The following is a 23,681-nucleotide window of genomic DNA, read 5'->3' as shown; positions in this document are numbered from 1 at the left end:
CACTGACAACCCCTGTGCGCCCACCAGTTCGCAACTTCTTGAGGGAGCCCCTGTGACCGAGACCCCCTCCCGCCCCACCGCCGGGCTCAACATCGGCAGCCACGACCTGCCGGTCTCCCCCGAGCTGTCCCGGTTCATGGCGTCCGACTGGGCGCCCTCGCCGCTGCCCGACTCCACCAGGATTCCGGCGTACGCCGTCACCCCGGCCCGCCGCGCCCGGCTCTCGGCGCGCTTCCCCGGGGAGCGGCTGATCGTCCCGGCCGGGGAGCTGAAGGTCCGCTCCAACGACTGCGACCACCGCTTCCGCCCGCACAGCGCCTACGCCTGGCTGACGGGGCTGACGGGCGAGGACCAGGTGGGCCACGTCCTCGTACTGGAGCCGGCCGGCCCGCACGCGCACGAGGCGGTCCTCTACCTGCGCCCCCGCTCCTCGCGCGCCGACGGCAGCGAGGAGTTCTACCGGGACCGCCGCTACGGGGAGTTCTGGGTCGGCCGCCGCCCCGACCTCGCCGAGGCCGAGCGGCTGACGGGCCTGCGCTGCGCGCACCTGGACACGCTGGGCTCACCCGCGGGGCGCAACGCCGCGACCGACGCCGAACTGGCCGCCGCACTGTCCGAACTGCGCCTGGTCAAGGACGCCTGGGAGGTGGAGCAGCTCCAACTGGCCGTCGACCACACGACGTCCGGCTTCGAGGACGTCGTACGGGCCCTGCCGCGCGCGCTCGCCCACCCGCGCGGGGAGCGCTGGATCGAGGGGGTCTTCGGCCTGCGCGCCCGGGCGGAGGGCAACGGCACCGGCTACGACACGATCGCGGCCTCGGGGGCGCACGCATGCGTGCTGCACTGGATCCGCAACGACGGCCGCCTGAACGGGGACGAACTGCTCCTGCTGGACGCGGGCGTGGAGACCGACAGCCTGTACACGGCGGACATCACCCGCACCCTGCCGCTCTCCGGGAACTTCTCCCCCGTCCAGCGGCAGGTCTACGAACTGGTCCTGGCCGCCCAGGACGCGGGAATCGCCGCACTGCGGCCGGGCGCGAGCTTCCGCGACTTCCACCGGGCCGGGATGCGGGTGATCGCGGAGGGCCTGGCGGAGTGGGGGATCCTCAAGCACCCGGAAGGGGACCTGCACCGGCGCTACACGCTGTGCAGCAGCGGGCACATGCTGGGACTGGACGTGCACGACTGCGCGAAGGCGCGGGCCGAGACGTATCTGGACGGCGCCTTGGAGGAGGGCCAGGTCCTCACGGTCGAGCCCGGCCTCTACCTCCAGCCGGACGACGAGACCCTGCCGCCCGAACTGCGCGGGATCGGCGTCCGCATCGAGGACGACCTGGTGATCACGGCCACCGGGGCCCGCCTGATGTCGGGGGCGCTGCCGCGCACGGTGTCGGGCATCGAGGACTGGATGGGCGCCCTCATCGAGGGCTCCTGACCACCGGCAGGGCGGTGATGGGGTCACCCGGCGGCGACCCCGCCACCGCCCGCGGCCGGTGATCGGCGGGAAGCTGCCTAGTCGTTCCAGTTGTTCCAGTTGTTCCAGTCACCGTCGTGGTGCCAGTTGCCGTTCCAGTCGCCGTTCCAGTTGCCGTTCCAGTCGTGCCAGTCGTTGTTGTGCCAGTTGTTGTTCCAGTCGTGCCAGTCGTCGTTCCAACTGTCGTTGTTCCAGTTGGAGTTGTGCCAGTTGTTGTTCCAGTTGTCGTTGTCCCAGCACCAGCTGGGGCGGTTGTTCCAGTTGCGATCGCAGCAGTCGCGCCATCGATCGCCGTTCCAGTTGTCGTAGCACTGGTTGGTCTGCGGAAGAGACGCAGCGAGGGCGCCGCCGACAGGCATCAGGCCGAGTGTGATCCCGGCGGCCCCTGCCACGGCTGCCGCAACGAACCCACGGCGCATATCCATGCACCTCCGAGTATTGGTGACGCAGGCTACAAAAGGGGCATATCAACCCTCCCCCTTCCCCGTCGCCCTGTCAAAGCAGGACCGCGACGCCGTCCAGTTCGACCAGTGCCTGCTCGTCCCACAGCCGGACCACTCCGATGACCGCCATCGCGGGGTAGTCGCGCCCCGCCAACCGCCGCCAGATCCGCCCGAGTTCGGGCGCGCATTCGCGGTAGGCCGCCACGTCCACGGCGTACACCGTGACCCGCGCCAGAGCGGCCGGTGTGCCGCCCGCCGCCGCCAGGGCCGCCAGCAGGTTCCCCAGCGCCCGCTCGAACTGCTGCGGCAGGGTCTCGCCCACCACCTTGCCGGCGGCGTCCAGCGCGGTCTGCCCGGCCAGGAACACCAGCCGGGCGCCCTCGACGACCACCGCGTGCGAAAAGCCCGCCGCCGGGGACAGCCCGGGCGGATTGACGCGTTCCACGCTCATCGCGCGGCCACCTCCCCCACGGCCCGGTACAGCTCCTTCGCGATGATCGTGCGCTGCACCTCGCTCGCCCCCTCGTAGATCCGCGGCGCCCGTACCTCCCGGTACAGGTGCTCCAGCAGGTGCCCGCGCAGCAGGGCGCACGCCCCGTGCAGCTGCACGGCGTGGTCCACCACGTACTGGGCCGTCTCGGTGGCCAGCAGCTTCGCCATCGCCACCCGCCGCGGCACGTCCGGCGAGCCGGCGTCGTAGGCCTCCGCGGCCGCGTACACCAGCAGCCGGGCCGCTTCCGTACGGGTCGCCATCTCCGCGACCCGGTGGGCCACCGCCTGGAGGTCGCCCAGTACGCCGCCGAAGGCGCTGCGGCCCGCCGTGTGCGCCAGCGTCGCGTCCAGAGCCGCCCTGGCCATACCGACGGCGAAGGCGCCGACGCTGGGGCGGAAGAGGTTCAGGGTGTCCATGGCCACCCGAAAGCCCCGGCCGGGCTCCCCCAGCAGGTCCTCGGGGCCGACCCGGACCCCGTCGAAGAGCAGCGAGCCGATCGGGTGCGGGGAGAGCATGTCGAGGGGCTCGCCCGACAGCCCGGGCCGGTCCGCGGGGACCAGGAAGGCCGTGACCCCCTTCGCCCCGGGTCCCTCCCCCGTGCGGGCGAAGACGGTGTAGAAGTCGGCCTCCGGGGCGTTGGAGATCCAGCGCTTCTCACCGCTGAGCCGCCAGCCGCCGTCCGCCGTGCGCCCGGCCTCCAGTGCCAGCGCCGCCGCGTCCGATCCCGCCCCGGGCTCGCTCAGCGCGAACGCCGCCACCGCCCGTCCGGCACGCACCCGCGGCAGCCACTGCTCGCGCTGCTCCTCGCTGCCCGCCCGGAGCACGGGGTGGGCCCCCAGGCCCTGGAGGGCCAGTGCCGTCTCGGCCTCCGTGCATCCGTACGCGAGGGACTCGCGCAGCAGGCACAGCTCCAGCGCCCCGGAGGTGAACAGCCTGTCCAGCAGCCCCTCCTCCCCCAGGGCCGCCAGCAGCGGCCGGTTGACCCGCCCCGGCTCGCCCTTCTCCGCCAGCGGCCGCAGCCGCCGCTCCGCCAGTGCGCGCAGCTGCCCGCACCACGCCTCCTGGTCCGCCCCGAGCGCGAATCCGGTCATCCGAATGCCCCAGCCTCTATCGCGGTCTGTTGACTGCCGTCACCATCACGATACGCTCGTACGGCAACCGCACGGCCGGCTCCACTCATTCCGGTCCAATACAAAGGGGCCGGACCGTTGCAAGGGGGCGAACCCGCCTTGGAGCTCAAGCCCTCCGCCCACTCCGACACCTTCGCGCGCGACCATCTGCCGCCCCCGCACGCCTGGCCGCGGCTGCTCTTCGAGCTCCCCGAACTGGCCTATCCCGACCGGTTGAACTGCGGCGCCGAGCTGCTCGACGCCACCGTCGCCCGGTTCGGCCCCGACCGCCCGGCCTTCCGGGGCGGCGACGGCTCGGTGTGGACGTACGGCGAGCTGCTGGACCGGGTGGACCGCCTGGCCCATGTCCTCACCCGCGACCTCGGTGTCGTCCCCGGCAACCGGGTGCTGCTGCGCGGCCCGACCAGCCCGTGGCTCGCCGCCTGCTGGCTGGCGGTGATGAAGGCGGGCGCGGTGGCCGTGACCGTGCTGGCCCAGCAGCGCGCGCAGGAGCTGGCCACGGTGTGCGCGATGGCCGAGGTGCGGCACGCGCTGTGCCATGCGGATGCGCTGGAGGACCTGGTCAGGGCCGAGGTGCCGGGTCTGCGGATCACCCCGTACGGCGGCGGGGGCGCGGGCGATCTGCTGAACCTCGCGAAGGCCCGTCCGCAGCCCTTCCCGGCCGTGGCGACCTCGGCGGACGACGTGGCCCTGATCGCCTTCACCTCGGGCACCACGGGCCGGCCCAAGGGCTGCATGCACTTCCACCGCGACCTGCTGTCCGTCGCCGACACCTTCTCCCGCAACGTCCTGCGCCCCCGCCCGGACGACGTGTTCGCGGGCAGTCCGCCGCTCGGCTTCACCTTCGGGCTCGGCGGGCTGGTCGTTTTCCCGCTGCGCGCGGGGGCCTCGGCGCTGCTGCTGGAGGAGGCGGGGCCGCGCCGGCTGCTGCCGGCGCTCGCCGAGCACCGGGTCACGGTGCTGTTCACCGCGCCCACCGCCTACCGGGCGATGCTGGACACCCTGGGCCCGTACGACGCGGGCGCCTACGACCTGTCGGCCCTGCGGCGCTGCGTCTCGGCGGGCGAGAACCTGCCCGCCGCCACCTGGCAGGCCTGGTACGAGCGCACCGGCCTGCGGATCATCAACGGCATCGGGGCCACCGAGCTGCTGCACATCTTCATCTCGGCCGCCGACGAGGACATCCGCCCGGGTACGACGGGCCGGGTGGTCCCGGGCTGGCAGGCCCGGGTGGTGGACGCCGCCGGGCGGCCCGTCGCGGACAACGAGCCGGGGCTGCTGGCCGTGCGGGGACCGGTGGGGTGCCGCTACCTGGCCGATCCGCGGCAGGGCGAGTACGTACGGGACGGCTGGAACCTGACCGGTGACACCTACGTCCGGGACCCGGAGGGCTACTTCCGCTACGTCGCCCGCGCGGACGACATGATCGTCTCGGCGGGTTACAACATCGCCGGCCCGGAGGTCGAGGAGGCGCTGCTGCGCCACCCGGACGTGCTGGAGGCGGCGGTGGTCGGCCGTCCCGACGAGCGCCGCGGGCAGATCGTGGTGGCGTACACCGTCTCGCGCGAGGGCGCGGTCCTCACGGAGGACGCCCTGCGCACCTTCATGCGGGCGGAGCTGGCCCCGCACAAGTGCCCGCGCAGCTTCGTCTTCCTGCCGTCGCTGCCGCGCACGGCCACCGGGAAACTCCAGCGTTTCCGGCTGCGCGATCTAGAGTGAACTCGTGGTCGAGCAGCACACTCCGCGATCTTTGATCGTCACGTTCTACGGAGCCTACGGGCGGGCCTTCGGGGGTCCGGTCCCGGTGGCCGCGCTGGTCCGCCTGCTGGGCGCGGCCGGCGTGGACGCCCCGTCGGTGCGCTCCTCGGTGTCCCGGCTGAAGCGCCGCGGCTTCCTGCTGCCCGCCCGCGCGGCGGACGGCTCGGCGGCGTACGCGCTCTCCGAGGAGGCGCGGCAGCTGCTGGAGGACGGCGACCGGCGGATCTACGGCGGCGCGGAGCCGTCGCCGGAGTGGCTGGTGGCCGTCTTCTCCGTCCCGGAGCAGGAGCGCAGCAAGCGGCACCTGCTGCGCTCCCGGCTGGTCCGGCTCGGCTTCGGCGCGGTGGCGCCGGGCGTGTGGATCGCCCCGGCGCACCTGTACGGGGAGACCCGGCACACCCTGGACCGGCTGCACCTGACGGCGTACGTGGAGCTCTTCCGCGGCGCGCACCTCGGCTTCGCCCCGACCGCGGAGGCGGTGGCCCGCTGGTGGGACCTGGCGGCCCTGGCCAAGCAGCACGAGGAGTTCCTCGACGTGCACGAGCCCGCCCTGCGCGCCCTCCAGTCGGGCCCGGAGCCGTCCCCGCAGGAGGCCTACCGCGGCTACCTGCTCGCCCTGGACTCCTGGCGGCGCCTGCCGTACGCCGACCCGGGCCTGCCGCGCGAGCTGCTCCCGGCGAACTGGCCGGGCGACCGCGCGGCGGCGGTCTTCGCCGAGCTCCACGCGCGGCTGCGGGACCGGGGTGCGGGCTTCGCCGCACCGTGACGGGCCGGTGCTTCAGCCGCGTCCCGTGGGCGGTCTGCGGCTGCCGGCCCGGTAGGGGGCGGGCCAGGGGGCGGCCGGGCCCTCGTAGGCCTGGTCGGCCGCCGCGTGCAGGGTCCAGTGCGGGTCGTACAGGTGCGGGCGGCCGACCGCGCACAGGTCCGCGCGCCCGGCCAGGAGCAGGGAGTTGACGTCGTCCCAGGAGGAGATCGCGCCGACGGCGATCACGGGCACGCCCAGCGCGTTGCGGATCCGGTCGGCGTAGGGGGTCTGGTAGGAGCGCCCGTACTCGGGGGCCTCGTCCGCGACCACCTGGCCCGTGGAGACGTCGATGGCGTCCGCGCCGTGGGCGGCGAAGGCGGCCGCGATGTCGACGGCCTCCTGCGGCGAGGTGCCGCCGGGGGCCCAGTCGGTGGCCGAGAGGCGGACCGTCATCGGCCGGTCCTCGGGCCAGACCGCGCGGACCGCGTCGAAGACCTCCAGTGGGAAGCGCAGCCGGTTCTCCAGCGGGCCGCCGTACTCGTCGTCGCGGTGGTTGGTCAGCGGGGACAGGAACCCGGACAGCAGGTAGCCGTGCGCGCAGTGCAGTTCGAGCAGGTCGAAGCCGCTGTCGGCGGCGCGCACGGCGGCCGCGGCGAAGTCGGAGCGGACCGCGGCGAGGTCGGCGGCCGTCAGGGCGCGCGGGACGGCCGAGACGCCCGGCCGGTAGGGCAGTGCGGAGGCCGCGGCCAGGGGCCAGTTGCCCTGGGGCAGGGGTTCGTCCATCCCCTCCCACATCACCCGGGTCGAGCCCTTGCGGCCGGAGTGCCCGAGCTGCACCCCGAGGGCCGTGCCGGGCGCCGAGGTGTGCACGAAGTCGGCGATCCGGGCCCAGGCGGCTCCCTGCTCGGCGGTGTACAGGCCGGTGCAGCCGGGCGTGATGCGGCCCTTGGGGCTGACGCAGACCATCTCGGTCATGACCAGCGCGGCCCCGCCCAGCGCCCGTGAGCCGAGGTGGACGAGGTGGAAGTCGCCCGGCAGCCCGTCCTTCGCCGAGTACATGTCCATCGGGGAGACGACGATCCGGTTGCGCAGGGTCAGCCCGCGCAGCGTGAACGGGGTGAACATGGGCGGGGTGTGCCCGTCGGGGCAGCCGAAGTCCCGTTCCACGGCGCGCGCGAAGCGCTCGTCGCGCAGTCGCAGGTTGTCGTGGGTGACCCGGCGGCTGCGGGTGAGGAGGTTGAAGGCGAACTGCCGGGCGGGCTGGCCGACGTACCCGGCGATCTCCTCGAACCACCGCATGCTGGCGGCCGCGGCCCGCTGGGTGCTGGCCACCGCCGGGCGCCGGGCGGCCTCGTACGCGGCGAGGGCCGCGGGCACGTCCGCCTCGGAGGCGACCGCCTCGGCGAGCGCGAGGGCGTCCTCCACCGCGAGCTTGGTGCCGGAGCCGATGGAGAAGTGCGCGGTGTGCGCCGCGTCGCCGAGCAGTGCCACGTTGCCGTGGGACCAGCGTTCGTTGACGACGGTACGGAACCGGGTCCACGCGGAGCGGTTGCCGTGCAGGGGCCGCCCGCGCAGGGCCTCGGCGAAGATCTTGGCGCAGCGGGCGGCCGATTCCGCCTCGTCGCACAGGTCGAAGCCGGCCGCCCGCCAGACGTCCTCGTGCATCTCGACGATCACGGTCGACTCGTCGGCGGAGAACGGGTATGCGTGCAGTTGCATCACCCCGTGCTCGGTCTCCGCGATCTCGAAGCGGAAGGCTTCGAAGGCGAAGTCGGCGGCCAGCCAGATGTAGCGGCACCGCCCGCTGGTCAGGGTGGGCCGGAAGTGCTCGGCGCCCTGCTGCCGGGTGGTGCTGTGCACCCCGTCCGCGGCGACCACCAGGTCGTAGGAGCCCGCGAGCGCGGCCGCGTCCGGCGCCCCGGTGCGCACGTGCAGGCGTACGCCCAGTGCGGCGCAGCGCTCGTGCAGGATCTCCAGCAGCCGGCGCCGGCCGAGCGCGGCGAAGCCGTGTCCGCCGGAGGTCAGCAGTCGGCCCCGGTGGACGATCTCGACGTCGTCCCAGCGTACGAACTCCGCGCTGAGGGCGGCGTGGACGACGGTGTCGGCGCGCTCGATTCCGCCGAGCGTCTCGTCGGAGAGCACGACGCCGAAGCCGAAGGTCTCGTCGGGGGCGCCGCGCTCCCAGACCTCCACCGTGTGGCCCTGCCGGGCGAGCAGGGCGGCGGCGTACAGTCCGCCCGGTCCCCCGCCGACGACGGCGACCCGCATGGCGTCCGCGGCCATCGGGCTACCTGCCCTTCCAGGCCGGGGGCCGTTTTCCGGTGAAGGCGGCGTGGAACTCCGCGTAGTCCTCGCCGTTCATCAGCAGGGCCTGCGTATTGGCGTCCAGCTCCACCGACGCTGCCAGCGGCATGTCGAGTTCGGCGGTGAGCAGGGCCTTGGTCTGCGCATACGCGAGGGCGGGGCCCGCGGCGAGGTGCGCGGCCAGCTCGGCGGCCCGCGCGTGGGCCTTGCCCTCCTCGGTGACCTCGCTGAGCAGGCCGATCCGCTCGGCCTGCGACGCGGGTACGGGTTCGCCCAGCATCAGCAGTCTGGTGGCGTGCCCGAGGCCGACGACCCGCGGCAGCAGGTAGGCGGCGCCCATGTCCCCGCCGGAGAGGCCGACCCGGGTGAAGAGGAAGGCGAAGCGGGCGGTGGGGTCCGCGATCCGGAAGTCGGCGGCGAGGGCGATGACGGCCCCGGCCCCGGCGGCGACCCCGTGCACGGCGGCGATGACCGGGAAGGGGCACTCGCGCAGCGCGCGCACCACCTGGCCGGTCATCCGGTTGAAGTCGAGGAGTTGGGCGGTGTCCATCGCGAGGGTGGCGCCGATGATCTCGTCGACGTCGCCGCCGGAGCAGAAGCCTCGGCCCTCTCCGCCGAGCACGAGGGCGCGTACGGAACGCTCCCGGGACAGTTCGGCGAGCAGATCGCGCAGGTCGGCGTAGGCGCCGAAGGTGAGCGCGTTCAGCTTCTCGGGGCGGTCGAGGGTGACGGTGGCGACGCCGTCCTGCCGGTCCACCCGCAGGTGGCGCCACCGTTCGGTCGCTGATGTGGAACCAAGGAAGGGGCTCACCCTCCCGAAGGTATCACCGGATCGTGACTGCCGTCACAGAAACACGACACGAAGGCGCCGGGCGGCTTCCACACGGGGCGGACGTCCCGACCCTGTGGTGGCACTGGTCCCTGGCACTTCCGTCGGGGTGCCCTACGTCACGCGATTTCGACTTCGTATGGTTGAAACCAGGATTTCCTCTGCCCCAGCCGCCACCGCCGCCGGCCACGACCCCACGGAACGGATGGTCCCCCTTGCCAGACCCCTCCGCCTGGCGGATCGCCCTGCCCCACACGGCAGCCGCCGTACCCATCGCCCGCGCCCTCGTCCGTACCGCGCTCGCCGAGATCGAGGCCCCCGCCGACAGTGACACCGCGGAACTGCTGACCGCCGAACTGGTCGCCAACGCCGTCGAGCACACCCCCGGCAGCGCCCCGATCGAGCTGGTCGTGGAGCTGCTGGCCAACGGCTGCCAGGTCGAGGTCCACGACGGCGACCCGCAGCCGCCCGCCAGCCTGGCGCCCCGCGCCGGCGACGCGCACCCCGACCCCTGGCAGGAGCACGGCCGCGGCCTGCTGCTGATCCGGACCCTGAGCTCCGCCTGCGGCCACCGCCGTACCGAGCACGGCAAGGCCGTGTGGTTCACCCTGCCCGCCCGCCCCGCATGACTATGCGGCGGGCCCGGCCAGCAGGGCGACGAGCACGGCCTTGATGGTGTGCAGCCGGTTCTCGGCCTCGTCGAAGACGACCGAGTGCGCGGACTCGAACACCTCGTCCGTCACCTCCAGCGAATCCAGCCCGTGCCGCTCGTGGATCTCCTGGGCCACCTTGGTGCCGAGGTCGTGGAAGGCCGGCAGGCAGTGCAGGAACTTCACGTCCGGGTTCCCGGTGGCGCGCAGCACGTCCATGGTGACGGCGTACGGAGCCAGGGCCGCGATCCGCTCGTCCCAGACCTCCTTGGGCTCGCCCATGGACACCCAGATGTCGGTCACGACGAAGTCGGCCTGGGCGACCCCCTCGGCGATCTCCTCGGTCAGCGTGATCCGGGCACCGCTGCCCGCCGCGAGCTCGCGGGCCGCGGCCACCACCGATTCGGCCGGCCAGTAGGCCTTCGGCGCGACGATCCGTACGTCCATGCCCAGCAGCGCGCCGGTCACCAGGTAGGAGTTGCCCATGTTGAACCGGGCGTCGCCGAGGTAGGCGAAGACGATCCGCTCCAGCGGCTTGTCGCAGTGCTCGGTCATGGTGAGCACGTCGGCCAGCATCTGGGTGGGGTGCCAGTCGTCGGTGAGCCCGTTGAAGACCGGCACGCCGGCGTGCTCGGCGAGCTCCTCGACGGTGTCCTGGCTGTCGCCCCGGTACTCGATCGCGTCGAACATCCGGCCCAGCACCCGCGCCGTGTCCTTGACCGACTCCTTGTGGCCCATCTGGGAGCCGGAGGGGTCGAGGTAGGTGGTGTGGGCGCCCTGGTCGGCGGCGGCGACCTCGAACGCGCAGCGGGTGCGCGTCGAGGTCTTCGCGAAGATCAGGGCGATGTTCTTGCCCTGGAGCCGGCGCTGCTCGGTCCCGGCCTTCTTCGCCGCCTTGAGTTCGGCGGCGAGCTCGACCAGGCCGCGGAACTCGGCGGCGGTGAAGTCGAGCTCCTTGAGGAAACTGCGGCCGACGAGGTCGGTGGCCATGGGGACGCTCCAGAGTCACGGTGACAGGGGATGTTGGAAGTCTATACGATCCTCTGCATTGATATACAGCCCCTCCGTCAGACGGCGTCCCGCTCCACCGGGCAGCTCATGCAGCGCGGACCGCCCCGCCCCCGCCCGAGCTCACTGCCGGGGATCTCGATCACCTCGATGCCCTCCTTGCGCAGGTGGGTGTTGGTCGTGACGTTGCGTTCGTACGCGACCACCACGCCCGGCTCGACGGCCAGCACGTTGCAGCCGTCGTCCCACTGCTCGCGCTCCGCCGAGTGCACGTCCTGCGTCGCCGTCAGCACCCGGATCGCATCGAGGCCGAGCGCCGACGCGATCGCCCGGTGCATCTGCTCCGGCGGGTGGTCGGTCACCTTGAGCTCGCTCGCCCCGCCACCGGGCTGGATCGTGTAGGAGCGCAGCATGCCCAGGCCCGCGTACTGAGTGAACGTATCTCCATCGACCATCGTCATCACCGTGTCCAGGTGCATGAACGCCCGCCGCTTGGGCATGTCGAGCGCCACGATCGAGGTGGCCGACCCGGCCGCGAACAGGCCGCGCGCCAGCATCTCCACCGCCTGCGGGGTGGTGCGCTCGCTCATCCCGATCAGCACGGCGCCGTTGCCGATGACCAGGACGTCGCCGCCCTCGATGGTCGAGGGATAGTCGGCCTGCCCCTGCGACCAGTAGTGGAAGGCCCCGGAGGAGGTGAAGAGCGGGTGGTGCTTGTAGATCGCCTCGAAGTGGACGGTCTCGCGCTGCCGGGCCGGCCAGCGCATGGCGTTGATCGAGACCCCGTCGTAGATCCAGGCCGAGGTGTCCCGGGTGAACAGGTGGTTGGGCAGCGGCCCCAGCAGGAAGTCGTCCAGCTCCATGGCGTGGAAGCGGACCGACACCGGCTCGGCGTGCCGCTCCAGGAACTCCCGCTTGGTCATCCCGCCGACCAGCGCCTCGACCAGTTCGGCCGAGGGCAGCCCGTCGAAGACCGACCGCAGGTGGTCGGTGGCGAGGGGGCCGTACTCCTTCTCGTCGAAGACCCGGTCCAGTACGAGGTGTCTCGCCTCCGGGATCTCCAGGGCCTCGCACAGCAGGTCCCCGAAGAGGTGGACCTCGACGCCCCGGTCGCGCAGTACGTCGGCGAAGCCGTCGTGCTCCTGGCGCGCCCGGCGCACCCACAGCACGTCATCGAAGAGCAACGCGTCCTTGTTGCTCGGTGTGAGCCTCTTCAGCTCCAGGTCGGGCCGGTGGAGGATGACGCGGCGAAGCCGCCCGGTCTCGGAATCGACATGGAATCCCATGCCGTACACGTTCGCAGACCGGGCGGCCTTTTGACGTGGCGTCGGCTCAGCGGGGGGTGGTGAGGCCGAGGAGCGCCGTCGGAGCGCCGATGATCTCCGGTGCCAGGAGGCCCAGCTTCGGCGCCACGACGTTCGGCAGACCGAAGTTGCTCCCGTCCGGCATCGTCAGCGGGGAACCGAGCACCGCGCCCGGGGTCCGGGTGCGCAGGGTGGTCGCCGGCGCGTCCAGCGAGCCCTCGCCGTCCTTCTCGGGCCGGTCCAGCAGGTTCGGCACCGGCGTGGTGACGAGGGTGTTGCCGAGCTCGGTGGCGATCGGGACCGCCGGGAGCAGTGGGGTGGGGAGCATGTCCCCCGTGTGGTGGCGCGGTGCCTCGGGCGCGCCGACGACCGGCACCGGGACCCCGGTGGCCACGCGCGGGGTGTCCACGCCCAGCGTGGTCTTCACGGCGTCGAGCGGGACCCCGACCGGCACCGAGTCGGCCACGGCCGGGGTGGCCGCGCCGGCCGCGGCCATACAGGTCATGAGCGCCGCAATGCTTCCGCGCGCGGTCATCTTCATAAGTCGTGTTCCGTCCTTCCAGGGTCGCGGACAGTCCGCTGCCCTGGATGAACGATCCCGCCGGTGGTTTCCCCGGCGTTCTGCGGGAAAGTTCCCCCATACGACCTAATTAGCGGCCGTACGGGGGTCTCCGCTTTACGCGTGTGCCCCGCGAGCGGGACGGCGGCGGGGCCCGGTCAGAGCCTGGGGTCGACCGGTTCCGACTCCAGGGCGAGCACCGCGAAGACGGCCTCGTGGACCCGCCACAGCGGCTCCTGCCCCGCCAGCCGGTCCAGCGCCTCCAGTCCGAGCGCGTACTCGCGCAGGGCGAGCGAGCGCTTGTGCCCGAGGAACCGCCCGCGCAGCCGCTCCAGGTTGTCCGGGCGCGTGTACTCCGGGCCGTAGATGATCCGCAGGTACTCGCGTCCGCGCACCTTGACGCCCGGCTGGACGAGGCGGCCCCTGCCGTCCTTGGCGTACGCCTGGAGCGGCTTGACGACCATGCCCTCGCCGCCCGCGGCCGTCAGCTCCAGCCACCAGTCCGTGCCCGCCCGTACGGAGTCCTCGTCGGCGGTGTCCACCAGGATCCGGCCGGTGCGGCGCAGCAGGCCCGTACCGGCGGCCTCGTCGGCGGCGACCATCCGGTCCAGCCAGAACAGCTGCTCGTCGTGCGGTACGGCCGCGAGCGACCGCCCGGCCGCCGCCAGCAGCTGGAAGGGCGCGAACCGTACGCCGTCCAGCCCGTCGGTGGTCCAGCAGTAGCGCCGGTAGGCGTCGGTGAACCTCGCCGCGTCGGCGGCCCGGTCGCGCTGGCGCTCCAGCAGCTCACCGGTGTCGACGCCCCGGTCGGCGGCCGCCCGCAGGGCGGCGAGCGCGTCCGGGAAGACGGCTGCGGCGGCCGCGCCCACGGCGGCGTACTGGTTCTGCAGCAGGCCGGTGGACTTCAGCGACCAGGGCAGCAGTTCCCCGTCGACGAGCAGCCAGTCGGTGCCGAGCTCCGCCCACAGGCCCGCGTCGGTGATCGCCGAGCGGAGCCGGGCGAGCACCTCCTCGGTGACCTCGGGATCCTTGAAGAAGGGCCGCCCGGTGCGGGTGTAGACGGAGCCGGTGGGCCCGTCGACACCGAAGCGCTCGCGGGCCGCGGCGGCGTCCTTGCAGACCAGGACGGTGGCCCGGGAGCCCATGTGCTTCTCCTCGCACACGACCTGGGCGATGCCGTCCGCGCGGTACTGCGCGAAGGCCTCGGCGGGGTGCTCCAGGAAGCCCTCCTCGCGGGAGGTGGCCGTCGGCGCCATGGTCGGCGGCAGGTACGGCACCAGGCGCGGGTCCACCGCGAAGCGGCTCATGACCTCCAGGGCCGCCGCCGCGTTCTCCTCGCGCACGTTGACGTTGCCCAGGTGCCGGGTCTCGACGATCCGGCGGCCGTGCACGTCGGCCAGGTCGAGCGGGCGCCCTCCCCCGGACTCCGTCCGGGGGGACCCCCCGTGGCCGCCCGGCACCTCGGTGGCCAGCGGCTTGACCGGCTCGTACCAGACCTTCTCGGCCGGTACGTCGACCAGTTCGCGCTCGGGCCAGCGCAGGGCGGTCATCCGGCCGCCGAAGACGGCGCCGGTGTCGAGGCAGATGGTGTTGTTGATCCAGGCGGTGTTCGGCACCGGGGTGTGGCCGTAGACCACGACGGCCTTGCCGCGGTACTCCTCGGCCCACGGGTAGCGCACGGGCAGGCCGAACTCGTCGGTCTCGCCGGTGGTCTCCCCGTAGAGGGCGTGCGAGCGCACCCGGCCGGAGGTGCGGCCGTGGTACTTCTCGGGCAGCCCGGCGTGGCAGACCACGAGCTTTCCGCCGTCGAGCACGTAGTGGCTGACGAGGCCGCGGATGAACTCCCGCACCTCCTGGACGAACTCCTCCGGCTCCCCCTCCAGCTGCTCGATCGTCTCGGCCAGGCCGTGGGTCCGCTGGACCTTGGAGCCCTTCAGGTATCGGCCGAGCTTGTTCTCGTGGTTCCCGGGCACGCACAGGGCGTTGCCCGACTTCACCATGCCCATCACCCGGCGCAGGACGCCCGGACTGTCCGGGCCGCGGTCCACGAGGTCGCCGACGAAGACCGCGGTGCGGCCCCCGGGATGGGCGCCGTCCTCGTACCCGAGCTTGCCGAGCAGCGTCTCCAGCTCGGACGCACAGCCGTGGATGTCGCCGATGATGTCGAAGGGGCCGGTGAGGTGGGTGAGGTCGTTGAAGCGCTTCTCCAGCACCACCTCGGCCGCCTCCACCTCCTCCACTGAGCGCAGCACGTGCACCTTGCGGAAGCCCTCGCGCCCCAGGCCGCGCAGCGAGCGGCGCAGATCGCGGCGGTGGCGCTGGATGACCGCGCGCGGCAGGCCGGCCCGGTCGGGGCGGCCCGCGTTGCGCTCGGCGCACACCTCCTCGGGCAGGTCGAGGACGATGGCGATGGGCAGTACGTCGTGCTCGCGGGCGAGGTTCACGAGCTGGCGGCGCGCCTCCGCCTGCACGCTGGTGGCGTCGACGACGGTGAGGCGGCCCGCGGCCAGCCGCTTCCCGGCGATGTAGTGCAGGACGTCGAAGGCTTCCTTGCTGGCGCTCTGGTCGTTCTCGTCGTCCGCGACGAGGCCCCGGCAGTAGTCGGAGGACAGGACCTCGGTGGGCTTGAAGTGCCGGCGGGCGAAGGTGGACTTGCCCGATCCGGTGGCCCCGATGAGGACGACGAGGGACAGGTCGGTGACGGGAAGTGCGCGCGTGCGGGCGTCGGTGTCGGTGTCGGTGTCGGTCATGCTGCCTCGCCCTCCTTCGGGGTGTCGTTGACAGTGGTGAAGACGGCCATCTGGGTGGGTGGTCCGACCTCGGGGTCGTCGTCGCCCACGGGTGTGAACTCGACGCCGTAGCCGTACCGTTCGGCGACCCGGGCCGCCCAGGCGCGGAACTCCTCGCGGGTCCACTCGAAGCGGTGGTCGCCGTGCCGGACGTGCCCGGCGGGCAGGGACTCCCAGCGGACGTTGTACTCGACGTTCGGGGTGGTCACGAGGACCGTGCGGGGGCGGGCCGAACCGAACACCGCGTACTCCAGGGCGGGCAGCCGCTCCGGGTCCAGGTGCTCGATGACCTCGCTGAGCACCGCGGCGTCGTAGCCCGCGAGGCGCTTGTCGGTGTACGCGAGCGAGCCCTGCAGGAGCTGGACGCGGGAACTCTGCCGCTCCCCCATCCGCTCCAGCCGCAGCCGTCGGGCCGCGGTGGTCAGGGCCCGCACGGAGACGTCCATGCCGACGATCTCGGTGAAGGACACGTCCTTCAGCAGCGCCTGCACCAGCTGGCCCTGGCCGCACCCGAGGTCGAGGACGCGGGCGGCGCCGGCGGCGCGCAGGGCGGCGAGGACGGCCTCGCGCCGGTGCACCGCGAGCGGTACGCGCCGCTCCGCGGGCCCGGTGGCCTCCCCGGCTTCCCCGGCTTCGGTGGCCGTCTCGTCGTCGTCCACGGCGTTGTCGAGCTCCTCGACCTCGCTGCCGTCCGCCTCGGCGAGGCGCACCAGTTCCAGCCTCTCCAGGGCGTCCTGGGTCAGCCGCCTGCTCCGGGCGAGGTAGCGGGACGTGATCGTCGCGTTCTCCGGGTGGGCGGCGAGCCAGCCTTCCCCGGCGCGCAGCAGCTTGTCCACCTCGTCGGGGGCGACCCAGTAGTGCTTGGCGTCGTCCAGCACGGGCAGCAGGACGTACAGCTGGCGCAGCGCGTCCGCGAGGCGCAGCTCGCCCTCCAGTACGAGCCGGACGTACCGGGAGTCACCCCACTCGGGGAACTCCTCGTCGAGCGCCACCGGGGTCGCCGTCACGCAGTCCCAGCCGAGCGGGCCGAACAGCCGCTCGACCAGCCGCACCCCGCCGCGCGCCGGCAGCGCCGGGATCTCGATCCGCAGCGGGCGCACCTGCTCCGGCAGCTCCGGACGGGCGGTGCACTGGCCCTTCAGTGCGCTGCGCAGCACCCCGCCGAGCGCGACGGCGAAGAGCGAGGAGGCCGCGTACGGACGGTCGTTGACGTACTGCGCGAGCGCGGCGTCGGGCGCTCCGCCCCGGCCCTTGCCCTGACCGCGCCGCACGAGCGCGACGGGATCCACCTCCAGCAGGAGGGCCGCCGTGCACCGCTGCTCCGTGGCCACGGGGTAGAAAACGTGGGCCGTGCCGTGGGAGGTGGAGAACGCCTGCGCCTTCCCGGGATGCTTGTGCAGGAGAAAGCCCAGGTCAGTGGCGGGGTGCTCGGCTGTGCCGGTAGTGGAGATCGTCAGGAACATGCGCCTGAGTATGTGCTGACGGCACCGGCCGGGCCAACGTGTTTTGTGCGCTCCGGGGCCAACGGGCCGCGCGGGGGCGGGCGCAGGGGTGATGACGTATCAATCATGACAGGTCAGAGCGTGTTTTCGTAGGACCAAGGGCACAGTCGAATGCCCTTGTTTGGACCCGTGTGCGGCTTTCAGAATCTCCCTCATGAATCCCACGGAGAACATCAATCACGACGCCGTACTGCGAGCCCGGGTGGCGCTGCTCGGATCGGGGACGCTGCCGGTCCGGCAGCAGGTCGCCGCTTATCGCGTTCTCGTCCAGGTGAGTCCGTTGGCCTTCCTGCCCCTGCTGGCGGTCGCCCTGTTCGCGTACAGCCGCCAGGAGTTCACCGATCGACCCGGCATAGCCCTCGCCCTGCGGGCCGAGTCCGTCGCCGCCGCGCGCCGGATGTGCGCGCTGGAGCCCGAGCGCACGCAGCTGCTCCTCAGCTCGCTGGTCCACTACCGCGAGCAGCTGGTCCTCATGGACCGGCCCGCGGAACTCGCCGCCGTGGAGGCGGAGATGACCGCACTCGTCGAGTCGGGCGGCGGGCTGACGAGCGTGCGCTGGGACACCAGCGGCGTGTAGGGGGGTGTCTGGCGGCCCGCTCGCGGCCCCGCGGGCCGGGAGGGGTTACCGGCCCGCGGCCAGGTCCGCGATGCGCGGCGGGCCGATGCGGCAGCAGCCGCCGATGAGGCGGGCTCCGGCGCGGCGCCACTCGGCCGTCGGCCAGGGGACCTCGGCCCCGGGGGCGTGCCAGGTCCCTGTGGCGGCGTCCCAGACGGAGCCGTCGTTCGGGTAGGCGAGGAGCGGCTTCCGGGTGACGGAGGCCGCCGCCTCAAGGGCGGGGAGCACGTCCTCGGGGTCGCAGCAGTTGACCCCGAGCGCGATGACGCCCGGGGCCCCCGCCGCGAGGGCGAAGGCCTCGGTCAGCGGCTGGCCCGCCCGGGTACGGCCGCCCGCGACGGTGTAGGAGAGCCAGGCGCGGGCGCCCGTCTCGGCGAGGACGGTGAGCAGGGCCTCGGCCTCGACCGTGTCCGGGACGGTCTCCAGGGCCAGTACGTCCGGCCCCGCGGCCAGCAGCGCCGTGACACGGGGCCGGTGGAAGGCGGCCAGCTCCCGCACGCTCAGCCCGTACCGGCCGCGGTACTCGGAACCGTCCGCGAGCACGGCCCCGTACGGGCCCACGGAGGCGGCCACCCACACCTCGTGGTCCGCCGCCCGCGCCGCCCGGTCGGCGAGGCGCACACTGCGCCGCAGCAGGGCGGTGGTCCGCGGCCGGCTGTAGCCGTGCCGGGCGAAGGCCGCGTACCCCACCTGGTAGCTCGCGGTGATCAGCACCTCGGCGCCGGCCCGCGCGTACGCCGTGTGCGCGGCCGTCACCTGGTCCGGCCGCTCGGCGAGCACCCGGCCCGACCAGAGGTCGCCGGACAGGTCGCAGCCCTGGTCGGCGAGCTGGTTGCTGAGCCCGCCGTCGAGGGTCACGGTCCTGCGGGCCAGGGCCTCGGCGAGCGGGCCGGACGCGCGGGGCATCTTCCGGGCCCTCCCGTCAGCCGAGCCGGGACAGGACCTGGGCCGAGATCAGCTCCAGGTGGTCGAGGTCGTCGAGGTCGAGCAGTTGGAGGTAGATGCGGGAGGAGCCGATGGCGCCGTAGGTGCCGATCTTCTCCACGACCTCGGCCGGGGAGCCCGCCAGGCCGTTGGCCTTGAGCTCGTCCACGTCGCGGCCGATGGCGGCGGCCCGCCTGGCCACCTCGGCGTCGTTCTTGCCGACGCACACCACCAGGGCGTTGGAGTAGACGAGTTCGTCCGCCTTGCGTCCGGCCTCGGCGGCGGCCTCACGGACCCGGGCGAACTGCCTGCGGCTGTCCTCGATCGAGGCGAAGGGCATGTTGAACTCGTCCGCGTACCGGGCGGCGAGGCGCGGCGTGCGCCGCGCGCCGTGGCCGCCGATCAGGACGGGCACCTTGGCCTGGGCCGGCTTGGGCAGCGCCGGCGAGTTCTCCACCTGGTAGTGCCTGCCGGCGTAGTCGAAGGAGGCGCCGGGCTCGGTGGCCCACAGTCCGGTGACGATGGCCAGCTGCTCCTCCAGCCGGGCCATCCGCTCCGCCGGGAAGGGGATGCCGTAGGCCTTGTGCTCGTCCTCGAACCAGCCCGCGCCCAGGCCCAGTTCGACCCGGCCGCCGGACATCTGGTCGACCTGCGCCACCTGGATGGCCAGTACGCCGGGCAGCCGGAAGGTGCCGGCCGTCATCAGCGTGCCGAGGCGGATCCGCTTGGTCTCGCGGGCGAGCCCCGCGAGGGTGATCCAGGCGTCGGTGGGACCGGGCAGGCCGTCCGCCGAGCCCATCCGCAGGTAGTGGTCGGAGCGGAAGAACGCGTCGAAGCCCAGATCCTCGGTGGCCTTGGCGACGGTCAGGAGGGTGTCGTAGCTCGCGCCCTGCTGGGGCTCGGTGAATACGCGGAGATCCATGTCTCCCATCCTGCCCGTTCCACCCCGGCCGGGTGAATCTGTGTCAACCGGGCGGTCCACCCCCGGCCCCGCCAGTGACCAGCCCGGATGGGGATCGTTGGCTCGGACGGAGCCGGACCGCCCGGCCCGCGCGCCGGCGGCCCTTCGCCGGTGTGTCCACCGCCCCCTTCCGCCTCGGAAGGGCCCGCCGAGGAGGCCGCCATGTCCCAGGAGTCCGTGCCGGAAGCCCCCCGACATCTCCAACCGCTCCGACAGGACGGACAGACCGGACAGGCAGCGCACGACCATGCACGCCAGGAGTCCGCGGTACCCGCTCAGGGTGGCGCGCCCAAGGGCCTGCTGCAGCAGATGGAAGAGCTGATGGCGGCGCTGAACGCCGACCTCTCGCAGCTCGACGCCGACCTCCAGTCCTCGACGGACCGCACCGCGGGCAGCCCTGACGTGCTGCCGGCCCCGGGGATCCGTACGTCCGAGGGCGAGCGCCCCTCCTACCGGTCGTACTGACCGCACGGGTCCCGCCGCGCGCGGCGGGACCCCGCCACGACGCGCGGTCGCCTCAGGCCACGCCGGTTGCCGACCCCCGTTCGCGGACGGTCAGCCGGCGCAGGATCGCCCGGACCCGATCGCTCGACTCGTCGGCCGCGTCTATCGACTCGATGCACTGCCAGTACAGGCCTTCGTCGTCCGTCCCGCAGGCCACCCCGACCAGGGCTATGCCCACTTCGCCGAGGAGCGCCTGGAGTCCGAGCAGCGCCTGCCGGACGTCCGCCACCCCGGTCAGCTGCGCCGCCCGCGGTGGATGTTCGGGCGCTATCCCCTCGCCGAGCAGGGCCGCTCTGTCGAGCACCCCGCAGCCTCTGCCCCCTGCTTCACCCAGCCCCCGTGCCTCCGCTCTCAGCTCCGGCGGCCCGGTGACCGCCAGCCAGCTCCCTATTCCCTGCGCGAGGGCCTGTGCCTGCCAGGCCTCGCCCACGATGTCCCACGCAGCCCCGCTCTGTGCCAGCGCGTGCCGGCCGGCCGCGATGAGCCGTACCGCATCCATATGCCGTCCCCCGTCCGCACGACATCCGCCGTTCTCACCACTACCCAGAGTGAGGGCAACGAACCAGTAAAGCCAGGGGTATTCGGAAATCTGTGGACACAAACATGGTTGTGGACGACGCCATCACTCCGAAGAGTGACGATTCCGTGTCTAAGCACCCGGCGCCGGAAAGCGGAGCTCGTTCCTCTCGATCTTCGCGGCGAGCGCATCCAGCACATCCACCCCTAGAACCTCACAGAATTGCAGCAGATACGCGAGCACGTCTGCCACCTCATCGGCAACTCTGTGTGCGGTTTCCGGCTGTTCCATGACCCTGACCGACTGTTCCGGCGTCAGCCACTGGAAGATCTCGACCAGTTCGGCCGCCTCCACGCTCAACGCCACGGCCAGGTTCTTGGGCGTGTGGTACGGCTCCCAGCCGCGCGCCGCCGCGAACTGCGCGAGCCGCCGCTGGAGCCGGTCCAGGCGCTCGTCGGGCCGGGGCTCGTCGGGTCCGCGCTCGTCGTGCCGGGATTCAGGGGTGTCCCGCATGTCGTTCATGCCGACAGGTCTACCACCGACACCCCCGGGAGCTCCCGGGCGGCCGCCGCGCACGCCTCCCCCACCGATGCCACCAGCCGGACCTGCCCGCGCCCGCACGCCAGCCGGGCCAGCCGCAGCAGCTCGGCGCTCTGCCGCCGGTCCAGGTCCCGGTCCAGGCCGTCGGCCAGTACGGTCAGCGCCTGCCGCGCGGACAGCAGTTCGGCGGCCGGGTCCATGGCCAGCACCCCCGGCCCGGTCAGCAGGACCAGAGCCAGCGCCAGGAAGCGGAGCTCGCCCGCGCCGAGCCGGCCCAGTTCCGTGCCGGCCCGGCCGGGACCCCGGTCCAGCAGCGCCGTGACGGGGCCTTCCGCGGGAGCGCGTACGTCCAGCCCCGCCACCGGTCCCGCGCAGCCGGTACGGGCCGCCTCGGCCAGCAGCGTGTGGCGGGTGCCGCACTCGCCGCGGGTCCGGCGCAGTACGTCGGCCAGGTTCGCGCAGTCGCCCAGCAGCCGCCCCCACCCCGGCGGCACGGGCGCCCGCATCCGCTCCGGGCGGGGGTCGCAGGGGAACACCGAGCGCAGCGCCACCACCACTTGCTCGGCGGCGGCCAGCACCTGCCGCTGCCCGGCCGTGGCGCCGGCCACGCGCAGCGGGAGCATCGCCGTACCGAGCCGGTCGTCGGGCAGCGGGGCCTTGGTGACCCCGGTGGCGCCGCCGGTCAGCCAGGCGGCCTGGACGGACCGCCGCCCGGGGTCGCGCAGCGCGGTGCTGAGCAGGATCTGCCCGTCCACGGAGAGCCGTTCGCCGACGATCCGCAGCGTCGGCTCGGCCTGCACGGCGAGGTCGAGCCGGACCGGCCCGGCGGGCCCGTCGACGGTGCAGCCGATGCGGAAGCCGCGGCGCCGCTCGGCGTCGGGCACGGCGCGGTCCGGGATCAGGGCGCGCGCGTCCGGGAAGACCTGCTCCAGGGTCGCGCCCGAGCCCAGGGTCGCGAGGGCCCCGTAGGCCTCCAGGGCCCGGGACTTGCCGCTGCCGCTCGGCCCGGCGAACAGGGTGACGGGCCCGAGCGGGAAGGCGGCCCCGCGGTGCGAGGCGTAGGCGGAGAGCCGTAACTGCGTCACCGCGGGCCGGTGGTGGACCGGGGCGTCCGCCGGCGCGGCCGGATCCGGGAGCGGGGCCGGGGCGTCCGAGGCCGTGAAGTCCGAGGTGGAGGCGGTGGCGTCCAAGGTGGTGGCGTCCATGCGCCGGACGGTACGGCCCGCCGGACCCCCCGGGGGCCCGCCGAACCGTTCCCTCGCCGCGACCTTCCTACGATCGGGGGACGGCCGCGGCCGCGATCCCCTCGACCTCGGTGCCGACGGGCGCCAGCAGGAAGACGTTCCGGTCGACCCGGTGCATCCCGCTGCCCAGCCCGAAGACCACGCCGCTGCTGAAGTCCAGGATCCGCTTCGCCACTTCACTGTCCGCGCCGGTGAGGTCGAGCAGCACCGGGATCTGCGCGATCAGGTACTCGGCCACCTCCCGGGCGTCCGCGAAGATCTGGACCCTGATCACCACGAAGCGCCGCTGCTCCGCCGCCACCGCTCCGGGAGCCGTGGAGATCGTGCGGTGGTCCACCCGGGAGGGCCATTCGTTGCGGCTGCGCAGGGGGACCACCTGGGCGAGCCCCTCCCACTGCTCGTCGGTGACGTCGTACCTGCTCACCGGGCCGCCTCGGCCGTGCGCTTCATGTGCATCCCCCCATCCTCTCGTGTTTCACCCGTTCAGCCCAACAGCGACACGAGGCACCTGTCGCGTCGCCCACTACCCCGAGGCCTGACGGATGGGTTAGGTTAGGCATACCTAAGTAGCCACTCGGGACGATGGAGAGATCCTCATGCGCAAGTCCGGCCCCCCTGCCACCCCGGCCGACCACCCCGCGCCCGCCGCCGCCCGGCCCACCGACGCCGAGCGGGTCCGGTCGATCCTGGCCGCCGCGCACTCGATGACCGTGGTCACCGACGGACTGCGCACCGAGGTCCGCCACCTCGACGGCTCCGACCCCCTCGGCCGGCTGCACCTGCACCCCGCCGAGCCGGGCGGCCACGCCGAGCACCGGCCCGCCATCCGGCTGGAGTTCACGGACATCGCCCCCACCCCCGTTCGCGACCGGGTGCGCGCCCGGGTCACCCTGCTGGGCCGGCTGCTGACCCCGTACACCGAGGACGGCGCCGACTCCACCTGCGTGGAGTTCGGCCGGGCCGTGCTGGAGACGGCGGACGGCCGCTCGTACGTCGGCCTCGACGAGCTGGACACCGCCTGCCCCGACCCGCTGGCCCCGTACGAGGCGGGCATGCTCACCCACCTCCTCGACGACCACGCCGAACTGGTCACCCTGCTGCTGCGCCTGGTCCGGCCGGTGCCCGTCACCGCGGTCGTCCGCGCGCTGCCCGTCGCCATGGACCGGTACGGGATCACCCTGCGGCTGGAGCGGCACCGCGGGCACCACGACGTACGGCTGCCCTTCCCCTCACCGCTGGACGACGTGGAGCAGTCCGGGGCGCAGATCCAGGCCCTGCTCAGCGCGGCCCGCCGGCGCTCGCACCGCAACACCCTGCCTGCGTGAGGCGGAACGCCGAATGAGCGGAATGGCGGAATAGCCGGGGGCCGCGGCCCGTTGGGGCG

At 73.2% G+C, this 23,681-nt stretch carries 23 protein-coding genes; 7 read left to right on the top strand and 16 right to left on the bottom strand.

The window, feature by feature from the left end:
• Positions 1-52: 52 nt before the first annotated feature.
• Positions 53-1,438 (top strand): aminopeptidase P family protein, encoded by a 1,386-nt coding sequence (locus ACZ7GJ_RS00235; protein WP_470747857.1) that lies wholly within the window; start codon positions 53-55, stop codon positions 1,436-1,438.
• Between the two features lie 77 nt (positions 1,439-1,515).
• On the opposite strand, the gene ACZ7GJ_RS00230 is transcribed toward ACZ7GJ_RS00235, so the two are convergent.
• From ACZ7GJ_RS00230 to ACZ7GJ_RS00220, 3 genes are all read right to left on the bottom strand, one after another.
• Positions 1,516-1,836: a hypothetical protein gene (locus ACZ7GJ_RS00230; RefSeq protein WP_470747855.1), complete on the bottom strand. Its 321-nt coding sequence runs from the start codon at positions 1,834-1,836 to the stop codon at positions 1,516-1,518.
• Between the two features lie 136 nt (positions 1,837-1,972).
• On the bottom strand, positions 1,973-2,371 hold the full coding sequence (locus tag ACZ7GJ_RS00225; protein WP_470747853.1) for a RidA family protein: 399 nt from the start codon (positions 2,369-2,371) through the stop codon (positions 1,973-1,975).
• Complete coding sequence (locus tag ACZ7GJ_RS00220; protein ID WP_470747851.1) at positions 2,368-3,504, bottom strand: acyl-CoA dehydrogenase family protein; 1,137 nt, start codon at positions 3,502-3,504, stop codon at positions 2,368-2,370. Before ACZ7GJ_RS00220 ends, ACZ7GJ_RS00225 begins: the two co-directional genes overlap by 4 nt.
• A gap of 138 nt (positions 3,505-3,642) precedes the next feature.
• Between ACZ7GJ_RS00220 and ACZ7GJ_RS00215 the strand changes: the two genes are divergently transcribed.
• Together ACZ7GJ_RS00215 and ACZ7GJ_RS00210 are read left to right on the top strand one after the other, a co-directional pair.
• A complete protein-coding gene (locus ACZ7GJ_RS00215; protein ID WP_470747849.1) occupies positions 3,643-5,262 on the top strand; it encodes an AMP-binding protein in 1,620 nt (539 codons plus the stop codon).
• A gap of 4 nt (positions 5,263-5,266) precedes the next feature.
• Positions 5,267-6,067 (top strand): PaaX family transcriptional regulator, encoded by an 801-nt coding sequence (locus ACZ7GJ_RS00210; RefSeq protein ID WP_470747847.1) that lies wholly within the window; start codon positions 5,267-5,269, stop codon positions 6,065-6,067.
• A 12-nt stretch (positions 6,068-6,079) separates the two neighbouring features.
• Here ACZ7GJ_RS00210 and ACZ7GJ_RS00205 read toward each other — a convergent pair whose 3' ends face one another.
• Both ACZ7GJ_RS00205 and ACZ7GJ_RS00200 read right to left on the bottom strand, forming a co-directional pair.
• Positions 6,080-8,329, bottom strand: coding sequence for a bifunctional salicylyl-CoA 5-hydroxylase/oxidoreductase (locus ACZ7GJ_RS00205; RefSeq protein WP_470747845.1), 2,250 nt, complete (start codon positions 8,327-8,329; stop codon positions 6,080-6,082).
• Positions 8,330-8,333: 4 nt separating this feature from the next.
• Positions 8,334-9,161 (bottom strand): enoyl-CoA hydratase family protein, encoded by an 828-nt coding sequence (locus ACZ7GJ_RS00200; protein WP_470747843.1) that lies wholly within the window; start codon positions 9,159-9,161, stop codon positions 8,334-8,336.
• Positions 9,162-9,340: 179 nt separating this feature from the next.
• Between ACZ7GJ_RS00200 and ACZ7GJ_RS00195 the strand changes: the two genes are divergently transcribed.
• A complete protein-coding gene (locus ACZ7GJ_RS00195; RefSeq protein ID WP_470748698.1) occupies positions 9,341-9,808 on the top strand; it encodes an ATP-binding protein in 468 nt (155 codons plus the stop codon).
• On the opposite strand, the gene argF is transcribed toward ACZ7GJ_RS00195, so the two are convergent.
• The 5 genes from argF to ACZ7GJ_RS00170 form a co-directional block, all read right to left on the bottom strand.
• Positions 9,809-10,819, bottom strand: a complete 1,011-nt coding sequence (gene argF / locus ACZ7GJ_RS00190; protein ID WP_470747841.1) for an ornithine carbamoyltransferase — start codon at positions 10,817-10,819, stop codon at positions 9,809-9,811.
• A 77-nt stretch (positions 10,820-10,896) separates the two neighbouring features.
• Entirely contained in the window at positions 10,897-12,123 is a 1,227-nt protein-coding gene (locus ACZ7GJ_RS00185; protein ID WP_470747839.1) for an arginine deiminase, read from the bottom strand.
• A 46-nt stretch (positions 12,124-12,169) separates the two neighbouring features.
• A complete protein-coding gene (locus ACZ7GJ_RS00180; protein ID WP_470747837.1) occupies positions 12,170-12,682 on the bottom strand; it encodes a hypothetical protein in 513 nt (170 codons plus the stop codon).
• Positions 12,683-12,858: 176 nt separating this feature from the next.
• Positions 12,859-15,450, bottom strand: coding sequence for a polynucleotide kinase-phosphatase (locus ACZ7GJ_RS00175; RefSeq protein ID WP_470747836.1), 2,592 nt, complete (start codon positions 15,448-15,450; stop codon positions 12,859-12,861).
• Positions 15,447-16,952, bottom strand: a complete 1,506-nt coding sequence (locus tag ACZ7GJ_RS00170) for a 3' terminal RNA ribose 2'-O-methyltransferase Hen1 (RefSeq protein WP_470747835.1) — start codon at positions 16,950-16,952, stop codon at positions 15,447-15,449. The genes ACZ7GJ_RS00175 and ACZ7GJ_RS00170 overlap by 4 nt, the downstream gene beginning before the upstream one ends.
• A 193-nt stretch (positions 16,953-17,145) precedes the next feature.
• Here ACZ7GJ_RS00170 and ACZ7GJ_RS00165 point away from each other — a divergent pair, with 193 nt between their 5' ends.
• On the top strand, positions 17,146-17,568 hold the full coding sequence (locus ACZ7GJ_RS00165) for a hypothetical protein (protein ID WP_470747834.1): 423 nt from the start codon (positions 17,146-17,148) through the stop codon (positions 17,566-17,568).
• A gap of 45 nt (positions 17,569-17,613) precedes the next feature.
• Here ACZ7GJ_RS00165 and mmuM read toward each other — a convergent pair whose 3' ends face one another.
• On the bottom strand, positions 17,614-18,513 hold the full coding sequence (gene mmuM, locus ACZ7GJ_RS00160) for a homocysteine S-methyltransferase (RefSeq protein WP_470747832.1): 900 nt from the start codon (positions 18,511-18,513) through the stop codon (positions 17,614-17,616).
• Between the two features lie 16 nt (positions 18,514-18,529).
• On the bottom strand, positions 18,530-19,453 hold the full coding sequence (locus tag ACZ7GJ_RS00155) for an LLM class F420-dependent oxidoreductase (protein ID WP_470747830.1): 924 nt from the start codon (positions 19,451-19,453) through the stop codon (positions 18,530-18,532).
• 201 nt (positions 19,454-19,654) lie between these two features.
• Between ACZ7GJ_RS00155 and ACZ7GJ_RS00150 the strand changes: the two genes are divergently transcribed.
• The gene (locus tag ACZ7GJ_RS00150; protein WP_470748755.1) at positions 19,655-19,957 is read left to right on the top strand and encodes a hypothetical protein; all 303 of its coding nucleotides are present in this window, start codon (positions 19,655-19,657) and stop codon (positions 19,955-19,957) included.
• A 52-nt stretch (positions 19,958-20,009) separates the two neighbouring features.
• Here ACZ7GJ_RS00150 and ACZ7GJ_RS00145 read toward each other — a convergent pair whose 3' ends face one another.
• The 4 genes from ACZ7GJ_RS00145 to ACZ7GJ_RS00130 all read right to left on the bottom strand — a co-directional run bounded on the left by ACZ7GJ_RS00145 (position 20,010) and on the right by ACZ7GJ_RS00130 (position 22,721).
• Complete coding sequence (locus tag ACZ7GJ_RS00145; RefSeq protein WP_365920509.1) at positions 20,010-20,495, bottom strand: DUF6099 family protein; 486 nt, start codon at positions 20,493-20,495, stop codon at positions 20,010-20,012.
• A 150-nt stretch (positions 20,496-20,645) separates the two neighbouring features.
• A complete protein-coding gene (locus ACZ7GJ_RS00140) occupies positions 20,646-21,026 on the bottom strand; it encodes a nucleotide pyrophosphohydrolase (protein ID WP_470748697.1) in 381 nt (126 codons plus the stop codon).
• A 5-nt stretch (positions 21,027-21,031) separates the two neighbouring features.
• The gene (locus ACZ7GJ_RS00135) at positions 21,032-22,258 is read right to left on the bottom strand and encodes an AAA family ATPase (protein ID WP_470747828.1); all 1,227 of its coding nucleotides are present in this window, start codon (positions 22,256-22,258) and stop codon (positions 21,032-21,034) included.
• 67 nt (positions 22,259-22,325) lie between these two features.
• The gene (locus ACZ7GJ_RS00130) at positions 22,326-22,721 is read right to left on the bottom strand and encodes a cell division protein SepF (RefSeq protein WP_365920503.1); all 396 of its coding nucleotides are present in this window, start codon (positions 22,719-22,721) and stop codon (positions 22,326-22,328) included.
• Positions 22,722-22,893: 172 nt separating this feature from the next.
• Here ACZ7GJ_RS00130 and ACZ7GJ_RS00125 point away from each other — a divergent pair, with 172 nt between their 5' ends.
• Complete coding sequence (locus ACZ7GJ_RS00125) at positions 22,894-23,622, top strand: DUF2470 domain-containing protein (protein ID WP_470747825.1); 729 nt, start codon at positions 22,894-22,896, stop codon at positions 23,620-23,622.
• The last annotated feature ends 59 nt before the right edge of the window (positions 23,623-23,681 follow it).

The sequence above is a fragment of the Streptomyces sp. NPDC037242 genome, assembly GCF_055604165.1.
Note: the sequence above shows the minus strand (reverse complement) of the source record. Positions and strands in the feature narration are given on the sequence as shown.